The sequence below is a fragment of the Candidatus Liberimonas magnetica genome (assembly GCA_020523885.1).
Taxonomy (GTDB): Bacteria; Elusimicrobiota; Endomicrobiia; order Endomicrobiales; family JAFGIL01; genus Liberimonas; species Liberimonas magnetica.
On the sequence record JAJAPY010000003.1, the window covers coordinates 32,886 to 47,396 of the forward strand.

19 protein-coding genes are annotated in these 14,511 nt (G+C 39.2%); 18 read left to right on the forward strand and 1 reads right to left on the reverse strand.

From position 1 onward, the window contains the following. Position 1 precedes the first annotated feature (1 nt). The 15 genes from LHV68_03225 (at position 2) to LHV68_03295 (ending at position 10,154) form a co-directional block, all read left to right on the forward strand. Entirely contained in the window at positions 2 to 496 is a 495-nt protein-coding gene (locus LHV68_03225) for a Na+/H+ antiporter subunit E (GenBank protein ID MCB4790879.1), read from the forward strand. A gap of 19 nt (positions 497 to 515) precedes the next feature. Continuing rightward, positions 516 to 851: a multiple resistance and pH regulation protein F gene (locus LHV68_03230; protein ID MCB4790880.1), complete on the forward strand. Its 336-nt coding sequence runs from the start codon at positions 516 to 518 to the stop codon at positions 849 to 851. Then, positions 844 to 1,179 carry a monovalent cation/H(+) antiporter subunit G gene (gene mnhG / locus LHV68_03235; protein ID MCB4790881.1) on the forward strand — a complete coding sequence of 112 codons (336 nt, stop codon included), beginning with the start codon at positions 844 to 846 and terminating at the stop codon, positions 1,177 to 1,179. Before LHV68_03230 ends, mnhG begins: the two co-directional genes overlap by 8 nt. 88 nt (positions 1,180 to 1,267) lie before the next feature. Further along, positions 1,268 to 1,891, forward strand: coding sequence for a 4Fe-4S dicluster domain-containing protein (locus LHV68_03240; GenBank protein MCB4790882.1), 624 nt, complete (start codon positions 1,268 to 1,270; stop codon positions 1,889 to 1,891). A 19-nt stretch (positions 1,892 to 1,910) separates the two neighbouring features. Continuing rightward, the gene (hycI, locus tag LHV68_03245; protein MCB4790883.1) at positions 1,911 to 2,348 is read left to right on the forward strand and encodes a hydrogenase maturation peptidase HycI; all 438 of its coding nucleotides are present in this window, start codon (positions 1,911 to 1,913) and stop codon (positions 2,346 to 2,348) included. Between the two features lie 143 nt (positions 2,349 to 2,491). Then, positions 2,492 to 3,286 carry a prohibitin family protein gene (locus tag LHV68_03250; GenBank protein ID MCB4790884.1) on the forward strand — a complete coding sequence of 265 codons (795 nt, stop codon included), beginning with the start codon at positions 2,492 to 2,494 and terminating at the stop codon, positions 3,284 to 3,286. A gap of 43 nt (positions 3,287 to 3,329) precedes the next feature. Continuing rightward, positions 3,330 to 3,680, forward strand: a complete 351-nt coding sequence (locus tag LHV68_03255; protein MCB4790885.1) for a hydrogenase maturation nickel metallochaperone HypA — start codon at positions 3,330 to 3,332, stop codon at positions 3,678 to 3,680. A gap of 51 nt (positions 3,681 to 3,731) precedes the next feature. Beyond that, positions 3,732 to 4,949, forward strand: a complete 1,218-nt coding sequence (locus tag LHV68_03260; protein ID MCB4790886.1) for a hypothetical protein — start codon at positions 3,732 to 3,734, stop codon at positions 4,947 to 4,949. A 69-nt stretch (positions 4,950 to 5,018) separates the two neighbouring features. After that, positions 5,019 to 5,237, forward strand: coding sequence for a HypC/HybG/HupF family hydrogenase formation chaperone (locus tag LHV68_03265; GenBank protein ID MCB4790887.1), 219 nt, complete (start codon positions 5,019 to 5,021; stop codon positions 5,235 to 5,237). A gap of 93 nt (positions 5,238 to 5,330) precedes the next feature. Beyond that, a complete protein-coding gene (hypD, locus tag LHV68_03270) occupies positions 5,331 to 6,362 on the forward strand; it encodes a hydrogenase formation protein HypD (protein ID MCB4790888.1) in 1,032 nt (343 codons plus the stop codon). Between the two features lie 64 nt (positions 6,363 to 6,426). Further along, positions 6,427 to 7,446, forward strand: coding sequence for a hydrogenase expression/formation protein HypE (hypE, locus tag LHV68_03275; GenBank protein MCB4790889.1), 1,020 nt, complete (start codon positions 6,427 to 6,429; stop codon positions 7,444 to 7,446). Positions 7,447 to 7,546: 100 nt separating this feature from the next. Continuing rightward, a complete protein-coding gene (locus tag LHV68_03280) occupies positions 7,547 to 7,927 on the forward strand; it encodes an OsmC family protein (GenBank protein ID MCB4790890.1) in 381 nt (126 codons plus the stop codon). A gap of 17 nt (positions 7,928 to 7,944) precedes the next feature. After that, positions 7,945 to 8,988 carry a DUF362 domain-containing protein gene (locus tag LHV68_03285; GenBank protein ID MCB4790891.1) on the forward strand — a complete coding sequence of 348 codons (1,044 nt, stop codon included), beginning with the start codon at positions 7,945 to 7,947 and terminating at the stop codon, positions 8,986 to 8,988. 42 nt (positions 8,989 to 9,030) lie between these two features. Further along, the gene (locus LHV68_03290) at positions 9,031 to 9,513 is read left to right on the forward strand and encodes a Mut7-C RNAse domain-containing protein (protein ID MCB4790892.1); all 483 of its coding nucleotides are present in this window, start codon (positions 9,031 to 9,033) and stop codon (positions 9,511 to 9,513) included. Next, positions 9,507 to 10,154 (forward strand): RecX family transcriptional regulator, encoded by a 648-nt coding sequence (locus tag LHV68_03295; GenBank protein ID MCB4790893.1) that lies wholly within the window; start codon positions 9,507 to 9,509, stop codon positions 10,152 to 10,154. The genes LHV68_03290 and LHV68_03295 overlap by 7 nt, the downstream gene beginning before the upstream one ends. Positions 10,155 to 10,354: 200 nt before the next feature. On the opposite strand, the gene LHV68_03300 is transcribed toward LHV68_03295, so the two are convergent. Then, complete coding sequence (locus LHV68_03300; GenBank protein MCB4790894.1) at positions 10,355 to 10,654, reverse strand: hypothetical protein; 300 nt, start codon at positions 10,652 to 10,654, stop codon at positions 10,355 to 10,357. 121 nt (positions 10,655 to 10,775) lie between these two features. Between LHV68_03300 and LHV68_03305 the strand changes: the two genes are divergently transcribed. The 3 genes from LHV68_03305 to lipA all read left to right on the forward strand — a co-directional run bounded on the left by LHV68_03305 (position 10,776) and on the right by lipA (position 14,390). Continuing rightward, positions 10,776 to 11,762: a M23 family metallopeptidase gene (locus LHV68_03305; protein MCB4790895.1), complete on the forward strand. Its 987-nt coding sequence runs from the start codon at positions 10,776 to 10,778 to the stop codon at positions 11,760 to 11,762. 109 nt (positions 11,763 to 11,871) lie between these two features. Beyond that, positions 11,872 to 13,431, forward strand: a complete 1,560-nt coding sequence (purH, locus tag LHV68_03310) for a bifunctional phosphoribosylaminoimidazolecarboxamide formyltransferase/IMP cyclohydrolase (GenBank protein MCB4790896.1) — start codon at positions 11,872 to 11,874, stop codon at positions 13,429 to 13,431. 101 nt (positions 13,432 to 13,532) lie between these two features. Continuing rightward, a complete protein-coding gene (lipA, locus tag LHV68_03315; GenBank protein MCB4790897.1) occupies positions 13,533 to 14,390 on the forward strand; it encodes a lipoyl synthase in 858 nt (285 codons plus the stop codon). Positions 14,391 to 14,511 lie beyond the last annotated feature (121 nt).

Genomic DNA, 14,511 nt, shown 5'->3' on the forward strand with positions numbered 1-14,511 from the left:
TGTGAAGAGTAAAATTGTATTTTTTATTATGGCCTTAGTTATGTGGAGCCTGCTTAGCTGGGACTTAAGCCTGCAAAATATCCTGATAGGGTTATTGGTTTCATTGACCTTAACCTGGATACTTGGAGGGATGTTTTCAAAAGGGCCTGATAAATTCATACAAGTTTCAAGATACCTGTGGTTTTTATATTACATTCCCGTCTTCGGCTGGGAGATGCTTAAAGCTAACCTAGACGTTGCTTACAGGGTGCTGCACCCAGACATGCCTATAAATCCTGGAATTGTAAAGGTAAAGACTAAATTAAAAAGCGAGACAGGCATCACTTTTCTGGCAAACTCAATTACTCTTAAACCGGGCACAATTACCATTGACTGCGACCCTGTAAACGGTTATCTTTACGTTCATTGCATAAATGTCAAAAGCCAGGATGTAGATGAAGCAACAAAGATAATAGTTGAAAAATTTGAAAAAATATTGACACATATTTTTGAGTGAGCCTTGGAGTTTAAATAGTATGAAGAAAATTTACTGGATATTAATATTAATTTTTTTAGCTGCTTTTGCAGTAATGAATTTAGCGATCGAGATACCTCTCTTATTCCGGTTTCTAAATCCATTGATCCTTACTGCTTTCCTTTGCCTGTTAAGGATATGCTACGGGCCAACACCTGCCGACAGGGCTGTATCTATAGATATAATGGGGATATTGATAATAAGTTTCTGCGGCATATTTACGATATTTTCAAAATTCGATTTTTTTATTGACATAGCGATTGCCTGGGCACTGCAGTCTTATATAGCAACCCTGGCTATGGCAAAATACCTGGAAGGAAGAACTTTTGATGAATGAAATTATCGCCTATATTCTTGTCAGTATCGGGTTGATTTTTGATATCCTGGGATGTATCGGCCTATTGAGGCTCCCGGACCTTTATACACGTCTTCAGGCAGCGACAAAATGCGTTACGCTCGGTACTTGCGGGGTCATGCTTGGAGTTTTTTTCTACTTTGGTTTTCATGTAGAGGGGATAAAAGCCCTTCTCTGTATATTTTTTCTGCTTTTTACAGCTGCAACAGGTTCCCATGCCCTGGTAAGGGCAGCCTATTTATCCGGCGAGAAACTCTGGGAAAAATCAGTTTGCGACAAGCTGAAAGAAGACCTTGAAGTTCGGAGTTAAGAGTAATTAGTTCGGAGTAAAAAACTGCGAACTAAACAGGTTTAATTAGTCCTTACTACGAACTCCGAACTAATTACTAATAACTAATATGAGATATCCAAAATTAAGAGAATTAAAAGAAGCTATAAAAGCATTGATCCAAGGGCCTGTTACAACAAAATACCCCCAGGCTCCGCATATTCCTTTTCCTGCATTTAGAGGCAGGCCGGTGCCAAGCAGCGAAGACTGCATCGCCTGCGGCGCATGCGCCCTTGTTTGCCCGGCGAGGGCCATAGAGGTAAAAGAAAACCTGGATAAACGGCCGGCTACAAGGGAAGTCATCTGGCATTATGATATATGCATATTCTGCAAACAGTGCGAAAGGCTTTGCACAACCTTAACAGGTGTGCATCTTGGCCAGGAGTTTGACCTTGCTACAACTGACCGCTCGGTTCTTTTTGAAGGTATAGAGAAGGAACTAATACTCTGTGAAGATTGCGGTGAGATAATTGTACCGAAAGCACAGCTTCTTTGGATGATCAAGAAACTTGGGCCCCTGTCAAGCGGAAATTTTAACCTCATATATACTGCCCAAAAAGAGCTTTTGCTTGCCGAAGACCTAAATAGCGGACTTCCTTCTGAACCGCACCAACGCACTGACCTGTACCGTATTATCTGTCCAAAATGCAGGCATCAGGTGTTAGTTTTCAACCAAACTGGAAAACAATTATAACCTCCAAATGAAAACTTTATTGAACAAATTAAAAACGCCTGTACTGTTTTTAGGCATTGGGAACATCTTAAAAGGCGATGATGCCGCAGGCCCAAAGCTGGTTTCTTTGCTAGAACCAAAACAATCTGTGAAATTACTGACTATCGATTGTGGGGATGTCCCAGAGAACTATATAGGAAAAATAAAATCACTTAAACCCGCCAGTATAATATTTGTCGACGCAGTAGAAATGAACAAAAAACCAGGAACTGTAAAGTTATTCAGGACAGACGAAATAATTAATTTTAACATTTCTACGCATGGCATGCCGTTAACTATGCTCTCGGGACACCTTGTAAAAGAAACCAGTGCAAAGATATATTTGCTTGGGATACAGCCAAAGTCCCTTAATATGGGGGAGGAAATATCCATAGAAGTTGAATGGTCAATTAATAAACTGGCTGAATCGCTTATATAGTTTAATACAGCCTGTATTAATAACGGAGGTAAAGACCTTAGGACATTGTTTGACAAGTAGAAAAGTTTAAAGGTGCTTTAAGTTGTCGTCGGAAAATCGATTTTTGTGAAGGGCACAAAATATAGAACGACCGGAGGGCTAATATGCTGGATTTTAATGTTTTAAAAAAAGTTGCATTAATTGTTTTGGCTGTTATGGTGCTTGTAAACATTAACCCCGTATTTGTTGTGGGGCCTGGAGAAGTCGGAGTTACTTTTAACCGTCTTAGCGGAAAAACCGCATCCTATTCCCAGGGAATGCATTTTCGTATACCGGGCATACATTGGGTAACTAAGTTTGACGTAAAAACTCAACGCATAGATATCGTGGCGTATTCAGCTTCTAAAGACCTGCAGAAGGTTGAAGTGGAGATCGTTATCAACACTCATCTACAGTATGAAAAAGTTAACGATTTGTTTATAAAGGTAGGCAAAGATTACGTTGTGAAAGTTATTCAGCCTGCAGTTAATGAGTGCGTAAAAGCTGCCTCTGCCCAGTTCCCTGTCGAAGATATTATTGTAAAACGCGAAGTGTTAAAACAACAGATTGAAGATACCCTACGGGTAAAACTTATGGTGTATAACATCGTTGTTGAAAATGTGAACCTGGTGAATATAAAGTTTGACCCGGAATTTGAAAAAGTTGTCGAGGCAAAACAGATAGAAGAACAGAAAATCAAAACCGCGGAATATGTCAAGCAGCAGGCCGAACAAAACAAGCTGGCAACTATAGCCCGGGCGGAAGGCGATGCTAAGGCACAACAGCTCTTGCGTGAGTCCGTTAACGAAAAGACCATTGCTTACAAATGGATAGACAAATGGGACGGCAAACTACCTGAGACAATGCTGGGCAGTAACTCTTCCATACTATTTACACCTAAAACCACAGATAAACAATGATGTGGCCAGGCCTCAACTATTAATTAATTTAATAGGAGATAAAATGCACGAACTGGGTATGGCAAAAGACTTATGGAATGTAATAAATATAAAAGTAAACGAAAACAAACTTAAAAAAATCACTAAAGTAAGTATTATTCTTGGAGAAGCCAGCGGGATAGAAGAGGATTTTTTGCGTCATTCTCTGCTGGAGCATGTGTTCCCTGGAACTATAGCCAGAAAGGCAAAACTTGAAATAATAAAAGAAAGGCTTTCTGCAAAATGCAATCTGTGCAACAGAAAAATAATTAAAGAAAACCTGCTTGATTTTTCCTGCCCCAAATGCAGGAGCACGGACCTTGCAATAATTTCTGGAAGAGAAGTATTTGTAAAAAATATAGAAGGTGTAAAATGAACAGCCATTACCGATCCTGCATAGGTAATGGCACTAACAAGGTATTTCACCATGAAAACTTATAAGATAAATATAAACGGCAGGAGCAGGGTTGGCGCATGTGCTGGGCCTATAATTTCCTTAAGGGGCGTTAATAAATCTCGGTCAATTTTAGCGGCAGGCGCTGAATTTAAAAACGTTTTTTGTCTGACAAAATCCGGCAAGGCCTATATGTCGCAATATATAGGAGATTTGAATAACAAAGAAACATTTGGTTTCTATAAAAAAGCTATCAAACGATATAAATATTCTCTTAAAGTGAAACCAAAAATAATAGCCCATGACCTTCACCCAAACTATCTATCCAGCCTTTTTGCCTCTCAACTCAAAACTCATGACTCAAGACTCATAACTCTTCCCGTCCAGCATCATCAAGCCCATATCGCATCAGTTATTGCAGAAAAAAATATAAATAAGCCTGTGATAGGTTTTGCTTTTGACGGCGCAGGTTATGGATTGGATGGCAATATCTGGGGAGGGGAATGTTTCATTTATTCTAAAAGGACTTTTACAAGAGCTGCTCACTTTGAATATTTTGAATTACCGGGCGGAGATATCGCAACAAAGGAAATCTGGCGGTTAGCTGTCTCTATTTTAAGAAAAGCCGGAGTTTCTAAACTTCCTAAACATATAAGATCCGAAAAATATTGTAAAGAAATAGTAGCTATGATTGAAAAACACATAAATTCTCCTTTGTGCTGCAGCGTAGGCAGGATATTTGACGCTGTTGCATCAATAATCGGCATACGTAACGAAGTAACTTTTGAAGCACAGGCAGCAATGGAGCTTGAATCCCTATCATTAGACATTCCGGTAAAAAAAGGTTATAATTTTAAAATCAGAGGGCAGGGATCAGGGGGCAGGGATCAGAAAAAAAGAGACTCTGAAAATCATAACAACCCGCTTATTGTTTCCACAACAGAAATAATAAAACAAATATGGCAGGATAAAAAATCCGGAGTCAAACCAGGAGTAATAGGTGCTAGATTCCATCTAACCCTGGCTGAAATAATCCTTGAATTATCAATTAGATTTAGAGATAAATATAAGATAAATGATATAGTTTTAAGCGGAGGAGTATTTCAAAATAATCTCCTTTTATCCCATGTCAAAAATAAACTGAAGTTATATAAATTCAATCTATATTACAACCAGCTTGTACCTATAAATGATGGAGGAATTTCACTGGGACAGGCCTGGATAGCAGCAAAACAAGTTCGGAGTTTTTGATTTTTAGGTTTTACTACTAACTCCGAACTCCCTACTACGAACTCTTTGGACTCTGAATTAATAACTACTATGTGTTTAGCGATACCCGGAAAAATCATTAAAATAAACAAGGACAAAAGTGCTATTGTGGACTTTGGAGGGGTGAAAAGGTCTGTTCAATTGACTCTTTTACCTGTTGCAAAACTTGGGGATTACGTCATCGTCCATGCTGGTTTTGCTATCCAGAAACTCAAGCAAAAAGATGCAGAAACTACTTTAAGTATATTGCAAAAGGCATTCAATAATTAATTAGTTTAGATTGTAGAATTAAAGTTTAGAGAAAAATTAAATTCAAAGACTCAAAGGGCATTATCTCTAAACACTAAACTATAAACTCACTTTATGATCTCTCAACTCTCAACTCAAAACTCAAAACTAAATATAATGGAAGTATGCGGCACCCATACCATGTCGATAGCCAGACATGGGCTTAAGAAACTCCTTCCGCCTACTGTTAACTTAATATCCGGGCCTGGATGCCCGATATGTGTCACACCTGTCGAATATATAGATTTAGCAATCCAGCTTAGTTCTATAAACGATGTTATAGTAACTACATTTGGGGACATGTACAATGTGCCAGGCTCAAAATCAAACATGGCAAAGGAACATGCAAAAGGCTCTGATATCCGAATTGTTTACTCAAGCCACGATTCTTTGGATATAGCAGAGTATAATCCTAAAAAAGAGGTTGTTTTTCTTGGGGTCGGCTTTGAGACAACATCTCCTACTATAGCTGCTACAATATTAGCTGCAAAACAAAGAAAAATAGAGAATTTCAGCGTTCTTCCGATGTTCAAGGTAATACCGCCTGCTTTAAAAGAAATTTTGAATATAAAAGAAAGAAAGATAGATGCTTTTCTTCTGCCCGGACATGTTTCAACTATCATAGGCTCAAAACCCTATGATTTTATTTCAAGAGATTACGGTATTCCCGGGGTTATTTCCGGATTTGAACCACAAGATATACTAAACTCCGTTGATATGATAATCGCCCAGATAAAAAGTAACAGGGCAAAAATCGAGATACAATACAAGCGTTCCGTTGAGCCTTCAGGCAACAAGACAGCACAAAATATACTGAAGAAAGTTTATAAAATAGTTGACTCTAACTGGCGCGGTATCGGCAAAATGCCAAAAAGCGGGATGACTTTAAATAAAGACTTTGAAGAGTTCGACGCTTCAAAGAGGTTCAAGCTAAAGGTTAAGAAAGCGCCTGAACCTAAGGGATGCTTATGCGGAAAGGTCCTGCTCGGGCTTAAAGCCCCGAAAGATTGCGCCTTATTTGGCAATGCGTGCACCCCGGGCGACCCCATAGGCCCATGCATGGTATCTTCTGAAGGAACATGCGCGGCAGAGTATAAATACGGATAACACTGTAGTGGTAAGTAATAAGGGGTAAGGGATAAGTAAAAAACAAACGAAAAACGGCATAGCCATGAAAGAAAACAAATCTATTATTACGCTGGCTCACGGTTCAGGCGGAAGGTTAACTCACGAACTGATCAATTCTCTGTTTAAAAAACATTTCTCTAATCCATACCTGAATAAAATGGATGATGCAGCAGCATTTTGTCTGAAAAAAAATGAAAATCGTCTTGCTTTTACGACTGACTCGTTTGTTGTAGACCCTCTCTTCTTTCCGGGCGGGGATATCGGGAAACTATCCATCTGCGGGACTGTAAATGACCTGGCAATGAAAGGAGCCGTGCCTCTCTATATAGCCATAGGCGCTATAATCGAAGAAGGCCTTGAAATAGATATCCTCGAAAAAGTGGTTATATCAATAAAAAAAGCCGCTGTAGAAGCAAAAGTGTTTATTGTTGCAGGAGATACAAAGGTAGTTGAAAAGGGCAAGGCTGACAAATTGTTTCTTACAACATCAGGTATTGGAGCTATCTATAAAGATATTTTTGTGTCCGGAAGCAATACCTGTCCCGGTGATACGGTTATAATCAACGGTTCGATAGGAGAACATGGAATCGCTGTTTTGACTGCCAGGAATGATTTCAAACTGGCAAATTCTGTAAAAAGCGACTGCTCTCCCTTGAACAACCTTGTAAAAAGGATGCTGTCTGCAACAAACACTATACACACCCTGCGCGACCCGACACGCGGCGGCGTAGCAACAACTTTAAATGAAATAGCTCAAGCTTCAAATGTCGGCATAATAGTAGAAGAAGACCTTCTCCCGATAAAAAAACAGGTCAGCATAGCATGCAATATTTTAGGTATTGACCCCTTGTATGTTGCAAATGAAGGTAAATTGATCGCCACCTGCCCTCAAATACTTGCAAATAAAATAATTAAATCCATGAAAAATGACAAATACGGCAGGGGCTCCGTAATTATAGGAAAAGCCGTCAGGAACCCTAAAGGTGTATGGCTAAGTACTAAAATAGGGGGCTTAAGGCCGCTAATAATGCTTGAAGGGGAACAACTGCCGAGGATATGTTAAATATTGGCGTAGGGCGTTCAGTGTATAGGGTATAGAACAAAAAAAAACATTAAAGTCTTTGACTTTCCTATACACTATATGATAGAAAAAGGGGATAAAAATGTACAAGGTAAAACTTGAAAACAAGGGCGACAGCAAGTATTATGTCACTTCAAAGGATTATAAATTTACGATAGATACGGAAGGCAGCGGCATTACCCCTCTCGATACGTTCTTATCAGGGCTTGGGGCATGTGTAGGGGTATACACACGTTATTACTCTGCTAAAAACCCGCTCCCGTTCAAGGAATTCTCTGTAGAAGTAGAAGCAGAACTTACAAAAGCAAAACCCGTCCATTTTGACAAAATAAATGTGACCATCACTCCTAACGGCGGGGCTCTTGAAGAATCAGTAAGAACAAAACTAATAGAATTCATAAAGAATTGCCCTGCGCATAATACGCTAAAAAACAATCCTGAAATTGACATAAAAATATCATAAACTGCTTAGGATGAAATATGTCCAGTAATGTATATTTTCTTCAATGGGAACAAGTTGACAAACTTGGTGAATGGCTTAAATCGACCGGCCTTTTTAAGAAAATCAGAAATAGGGATTTTACAGCCTTAAAGATCCACTTCGGCGAAAAAGGTAATAAGGGTTATATTAAGCCTGAATATGCAAAAACAGTGGTCGACAAGGTGAAACTCCAGTGTGCCTTGCCGTTCTTAACTGATGCAAGTACCATCTATGTCGGCGAACGTGCAGATGCCGTGCATCATTTAACGGTCGCTAATAAACACGGATTTTCAATTGAAAATTGTGGGTGCCCTGTCATAATATCTGACGGGCTAAGAGGCAACGCCGGTGTGGAGGTAGAAGTTAATCTAAAACATTTCAAGCATGTTTCAATATCAAATGCGATATATTATTCGGATTTTATAATATTCCTGAACCATTTCAAGGGCCATGAAATATCAGGTTTTGGCGGCGTTTTAAAAAACATGGGTATGGGGTGCGGAACCCGCTCAGGTAAGTATTCTATGCATGATAAGGTTCATCCAAAAACGATATATGACAGGTGTATAGGCTGCGGCAACTGCCTTAAGTGGTGCAGTGCTTGTGCTCTTCACTTAAAGAACAAGAAGATAAGTCTTGACGATAAAAAATGCGTAGGCTGCGGCGAGTGTATTTTAAGTTGTCCGCAAGGAGTGTTCCAGATACCCTGGGATGAAAATACAAGTGCAGCCCAGGAAAAAATAGTCGAATATGCCTATGGAGTAGTCAAAAATAAGCCTAATTTCGGGATAAATTTCCTTAATTTCATTACCAAATTTTGTGATTGTTACAGGACTAAGGAAGACCCCCTGTTAAAGGACATCGGGGTTCTGGCAAGTGACGACCCTGTAGCCCTCGATCAGGCAAGCGCAGATATGGTTAATAAAGCATTTGGCAGTGATTTTTTTAAATTCATATTTCCTCAGATAGATTGGGAAGTCCAGCTTAACTATGCTGAAAAATTAGGCTTAGGCTCAAGGCAGTATAAAGTCATTAACTTTTAACCAAATAAGATACCACCGCGTAGGTGGGCTGTGGTTTTTACAATGAATCAGGATAAGGAACCAAAGTTTCTGGTTGATTTCATGCTGGGAAGGCTGGCTAAATGGCTTAGGATATTCGGGTATGACACAGAATATGCCTTGAAAACCGGCAACAGAAACCTTCCTCTTGACAGTTTAAAAGAAGACAGGGTAATCCTTACAAGGAACCGAAGCCTCAGCAACAAAAGGTCCTATAAACTTATACTTATTAGAAGCGATTATCTTTTTGAACAGGCCAAACAGCTCATGAGTGAGCTTGATATTACGGTACAAAGCAGCAGGTTATTTACAAGATGCACGACCTGTAACCTGCCGATCAAATCTGTTGAAAAAGAAGCTATAAAAAATAAGATCCCGGAATACATTTACGATACTATCAATGATTTTTCATACTGTTCTAAATGTAAAAAAGTCTTTTGGCACGGCACACATACTAAACTTCTCTATAAAGATCTAAAAAAAGCAGGGATCGAGGTAAAATGTTAGTTACCGGGATTGAACCTCAGAAAAGAAATAAAAACAGGTTTTCTGTACATTTAGACGGCAAATATGCCTTTTCAATAAGCGATGAAACCCTATTTAAATTCCACTTAAAGGAAAACCTGGAGCTTGGACAACAGGAACTCGGTAAATTACTTGAATATGAAAAAAAGCATTACGGCATGCAGTCGGCTTTCAGGCTGTTAAGCTACAGAGAGCGGAGTAAAAAAGAAATCTCTGAGAACCTCAAAAATAAAAACATAGATGAACCTATCATAGAACAAATATCAAACCGGCTTGAGGGACTTGGATACTTGAATGACGATAAATTCGCTCTTAACCTTGCAAATTACAGAAAATCGCAAGGTAAAGGGACAGAATTCATTAAAAACGAACTCAAAATAAAAGGGGTCGGAAGCGAAACGATAAATGATGTGTTATCAAAATTGTATTCTTCGGATAAAGAAGAAACAGCTCAGATCATAAATATAGCAAAGAAAAAACTGGATACGATGAAAGGGCTAGGAGCAAACATTATTAGCCGGCGCCTGCTGGGGTTTTTAACGCGCCGAGGGTTCCCGTTAGATAGGGTTTTAAAAGCTTTAAAAGAATTAAGGAAGGATTTTAAAGAAGAAAATTTCGATTAATATATTATTACATGCGACATGAAAACCCCCGACTTCTGTTGGGGGATGAATGCATAATGATGTCGCAGTAGGCCGTGTTATCAAAGAAGCCTCCGGCTTCAGCCGGAGGAGCGTCACTGCGATTTGTAGCTGCCGTATCACCGTAATCAGTCTTTGTCGTTTCACTGCAATCAAGAGATTGCAGAATTTATCAGCAATCCCTATTTTATATAATTTTTGTAGTTTTCTTTCAGCTTATTTTGCCAGTCACTGCCGTACTTATCTTTATACTGGTTTATGATCTTATCTTTATAATTTTCAGTCCACGATATTTTGCCGCTCCCAAACCCTTGGAGTACTTTTGCTCTGGGATTTAAGTAATTTGACAGGATTATGGATATCCAGCCCATTACCATCGAAACAAGCACAATAACAAGCATTATCTGAATACTCCTCGTTATCCCGGACAGTGTCATCCTTGGGCCTGTACGTTTCCTTACCAGCTCTCTTACCAGAGGCATAGTTTGTCTCCCTTGCATTATATTATGCAAACTTAATAAAATATTTGCAAGCCCATCTAAAGCGCATATTTTTTTAAATCCATAAAATGTTGTATAATACAGACCTTGCATACCCAACACAATGAATAATATCTTTGATTGGTTATTGAAATTAAAGTTCTTCTATATTCTTCTCAACAAAGAGAAATGGTTTGTTGCTTCTTTAACGGTATTTTTGATTCTGGCTTTGGCAGGGATAAAATACACCTACTCTTACTTCCTGAATAAACTCCCTGTCCAAGAGGAAATAATCCTTCCCAGTTTTCCGCCGCCTGCTTTAATTGCTGACTTAAAAAACCGCCTTTCCTTCCTTACTTCTCATGTAAACGGAGTGCGTTTTACTATCTATAAAATAAAAATGAGGGATAACCTGTGGAAAATAGCCAAAAGGAACGGATATTCCGTACATACGATAATAGGCTGTAACCCTCAGCTTGAGACTTATAATGTACAGTACAATGAAAAAATAGTACTTCCGTCAAAGCCGGGGACGCTTCATATAATACAGGCAGATGATACTTTCGATAAAATAAGCAAACGTTATGACACAAGCATATATGTGATTAAAAAATTAAACCCTTACATGAAAGACCTTGTTTCAGGAGGAATGCTTTTTATCCCGGACAGGAGACCGAGTATCGCTCTAATGAACGAGCCCATGAGAAAGAAATATGAACTGCGCTCCCTATTCACCTCTCCGCTTGGCGGCAGGCTTTCAAGCGTATTCGGGATGAGGAAGCACCCTGTAACAAGAATTCGCAGTTTGCACGGCGGGATAGATATAGCGGTAAAAAGCGGTACCTGGGTAGGGGCTGCAGCAAGCGGGGTAGTCGTACTGGCATCTCATGACATCGGACACTACGGCACAGCCATTTTCATTGACCACGGCAACGGGTATGTTACGCATTACGGCCACCTTTCAAAGATCTATGTTCGTGTAGGGCAGAAAGTCAAAGCCCGCCAGCTTATAGCAAAAAGCGGCTCAACAGGCCGTTCAACCGGCCCTCACCTCCACTTTACAATAAAAAAGAACGATGCTTCCTTAGATCCCCTGAAATTTATCTGGTAAAGAATATGCAATATTTTGTATAATGGTGCATATTAATTATACTTAAAATCCTGATAAGCCTTTTCTAATCAGGACCCCGGCAATAAAAGCGACGGGAAAGGGATTTCCTATGAAAATTAAACAGGCCTTGATCAGCGTTTCTGACAAAACAGGCGTAGTTGAATTTGCAAAAGAACTCGAAGCACTTAAAACCAAAATCATTTCAAGCGGCGGGACTGCAAAGAAGTTGAAAGAAAACGGAATAAAATGCCGTGAAGTTTCTGAGGTTACTAATTTTCCCGAGATACTTGATGGCAGGGTAAAGACCTTAAACCCGAAAATTCACGGCGGGATACTGGCAAGAAGGGATATCCCGGCTCATCTTGATGAGCTTAAGGAACACTCAATAGATGAAATTGACCTGGTAGCAGTAAACCTTTATCCATTCGAAGATACCAGCAGGAAATTTATTTCAAAAAGACACGGAGAAATCCCGGGCGAAGTTATAGAAGATATCGATATAGGAGGCGTGGCTTTGATACGCGCTGCAGCAAAAAACTTTATTGATGTTCTGATAATAACTGAACCTTCAGACTACGGTTTAGTTATTGAAAAATTAAAAGAAGGCAAAATTGATTATGTATTTAAAAGAGAACTTGCGGCAAAAGCTTTCCGGCATACCGCTTATTATGATTCCCTGATATCTTCCTATTTTACGCTTGATAAATTTCCTGAAAAAGTTTCGATACCCCTTAAAAAAATATCTAAATTAAGGTACGGCGAGAACCCTCACCAGGAAGCTTCTTTATATGCTAACCCTCTTCAGGGCCACCAGCCCAGTGTTATCACTGCCAAACAAATACAAGGAAAAGAACTCTCTTACAATAATTACCAGGACCTTGAGTCAGCCTGGCGCCTTGTATGCGAGTTTGACGAGATTTGCTGTGCTATAATCAAGCATTCAAACCCGTGCGGATGTTCCCAGGGATTAACACCAATTGATGCTTACAAAAAGGCCCTCTCCTGCGACCCTGTAAGTGCTTTCGGAGGGATAATAGCTCTAAACAGAGGAATTGATGAAGAACTAGCTAAAGAAATAGTTAAAATATTTACCGAATGCGTTATAGCTCCAAAACTATCAGATAAAGCAAAAGAGATATTTGCGTCAAGGAAAAATATAAGGGTCCTCGAACAGGCAGTCTGCATGGAAAAATCAGTAAATTCTGATATTTCCACCTATTCCATGCAGTCAGGCATGCTTTTCCAGGACAGGGATAACCTTCTTTTAAACGAAGAAAAAATAGTTACAAAAAGAAAACCAAGTCAAAATGAAACACAATCACTGCTTTTTGCATGGAAAGTGGCAAAGCATGTAAAATCAAACGCCATAGTCCTTGTAAGAGGGCTTCAAACAGTAGGCATAGGCGCAGGCCAGATGTCAAGGATCGATTCATTAAAGATCGCCTCGGAGAAAATGCGGTTTGTGGATTTTAAATTCAAGGATGAGCCTCTTGTGCTTGCCTCGGACGCATTCTTCCCTTTCCCTGATGTTGTGAACGAATCATCAAAAATCGAGGTAAGCGCTATTATCCAGCCGGGCGGCTCTATACATGATGAAGACTCGATAAAAGCATGCGATGAACACAACATGGCGATGATTTTTACCGGAATGAGACATTTCAGGCATTAATAACGGCAGATATAAACTGTAAGCTATAAGCAAGCAACTTCACACAACATTATTTATGGTTTTTCTTACAGCTTATAGCTTATAACTTACAGCTAATAAATATGAACACTTTAACCAAAAAACATATAAACCTGTCTCAATTATCCGAACTGAAAAAAATTCTTAGGAAAGCTTCGCTTCATACTGTCTGCGAAGAAGCATTATGCCCGAACATAGGCGAATGTTTTCAAAGAGGAACGGCTACTTTTTTAATAGCAGGAAAGATATGTACAAGAAACTGCGGTTTTTGCTCTATAGAAAAAGGAGAAACTTTGCCTCTTGACCCTGAAGAACCTAAAAGGATTGCAGAAACTGTAAAAAAGCTAAACTTGAAATATGTTGTTATAACTTCAGTTACGAGGGATGACTTAAACGATGGAGGGGCGGAACATTTTGTAAATACCATAAATTCAATAAGGCAGATAAATCCAGATATAAAAATAGAAGTGCTTGTCCCAGACTTTAGAGGCGACAAAGAAGCAGCTATGAAGATCTTTACCTCAAAACCATATATTTTTAACCATAATCTTGAGACTGTGCCAAGGCTTTACCAAAAGGTAAGGCCAAAAGCAGATTATGAAAGGTCATTGAAACTTATTTTTTGGGCAAAAGAAAATAACTTGTCCACAAAATCCGGTTTGATGCTTGGTATGGGTGAAAAGGAGCAGGAAGTTATGCGTGTAATGGATGACTTAAGGCGGTCCGGATGCGATATCCTTACTCTCGGTCAATACCTTGCACCCACGAAGAACCGTTACCCTGTAAAAGAATACCTGAAAAAAGAAATATTTGAATTTTACAGAAAAAAAGCTTTGGAGATAGGATTCATTAATTGCCAAAGTTCAACTTATGTCAGGAGTTCATATATGGCCGATATGACTTCAGACTTCAGACCACAGGTTACAGACAATAAATACTGACAATGATCTGCAGTCTCAAGTCTGCAGCCTGTTGTCTGTGGTTTTTATTGACACTTCGTTAATATTGTAATAAAATATTGATTCAAATACATAGTTAAAAACTGATAAAAAATCGGAGGAT

What these genes read in the sequence shown, in the direction of transcription:
- LHV68_03250 (MCB4790884.1), top strand. Translation starts at nt 2,492, where the DNA reads ATGCTGGATTTTAATGTTTTAAAAAAAGTTGCATTAATTGTTTTGGCT.
- LHV68_03285 (MCB4790891.1), top strand. Translation starts at nt 7,945, where the DNA reads ATGTCCAGTAATGTATATTTTCTTCAATGGGAACAAGTTGACAAACTT.
- LHV68_03230 (MCB4790880.1), top strand. Translation starts at nt 516, where the DNA reads ATGAAGAAAATTTACTGGATATTAATATTAATTTTTTTAGCTGCTTTT.
- LHV68_03290 (MCB4790892.1), top strand. Translation starts at nt 9,031, where the DNA reads ATGAATCAGGATAAGGAACCAAAGTTTCTGGTTGATTTCATGCTGGGA.
- hypE (MCB4790889.1), top strand. Translation starts at nt 6,427, where the DNA reads ATGAAAGAAAACAAATCTATTATTACGCTGGCTCACGGTTCAGGCGGA.
- LHV68_03265 (MCB4790887.1), top strand. Translation starts at nt 5,019, where the DNA reads ATGTGTTTAGCGATACCCGGAAAAATCATTAAAATAAACAAGGACAAA.
- lipA (MCB4790897.1), top strand. Translation starts at nt 13,533, where the DNA reads ATGAACACTTTAACCAAAAAACATATAAACCTGTCTCAATTATCCGAA.
- LHV68_03260 (MCB4790886.1), top strand. Translation starts at nt 3,732, where the DNA reads ATGAAAACTTATAAGATAAATATAAACGGCAGGAGCAGGGTTGGCGCA.
- hypD (MCB4790888.1), top strand. Translation starts at nt 5,331, where the DNA reads ATGATCTCTCAACTCTCAACTCAAAACTCAAAACTAAATATAATGGAA.
- LHV68_03280 (MCB4790890.1), top strand. Translation starts at nt 7,547, where the DNA reads ATGTACAAGGTAAAACTTGAAAACAAGGGCGACAGCAAGTATTATGTC.
- LHV68_03300 (MCB4790894.1), bottom strand. Translation starts at nt 10,654, where the DNA reads ATGCCTCTGGTAAGAGAGCTGGTAAGGAAACGTACAGGCCCAAGGATG.
- LHV68_03240 (MCB4790882.1), top strand. Translation starts at nt 1,268, where the DNA reads ATGAGATATCCAAAATTAAGAGAATTAAAAGAAGCTATAAAAGCATTG.
- purH (MCB4790896.1), top strand. Translation starts at nt 11,872, where the DNA reads ATGAAAATTAAACAGGCCTTGATCAGCGTTTCTGACAAAACAGGCGTA.
- LHV68_03305 (MCB4790895.1), top strand. Translation starts at nt 10,776, where the DNA reads ATGAATAATATCTTTGATTGGTTATTGAAATTAAAGTTCTTCTATATT.
- mnhG (MCB4790881.1), top strand. Translation starts at nt 844, where the DNA reads ATGAATGAAATTATCGCCTATATTCTTGTCAGTATCGGGTTGATTTTT.
- LHV68_03255 (MCB4790885.1), top strand. Translation starts at nt 3,330, where the DNA reads ATGCACGAACTGGGTATGGCAAAAGACTTATGGAATGTAATAAATATA.
- LHV68_03295 (MCB4790893.1), top strand. Translation starts at nt 9,507, where the DNA reads ATGTTAGTTACCGGGATTGAACCTCAGAAAAGAAATAAAAACAGGTTT.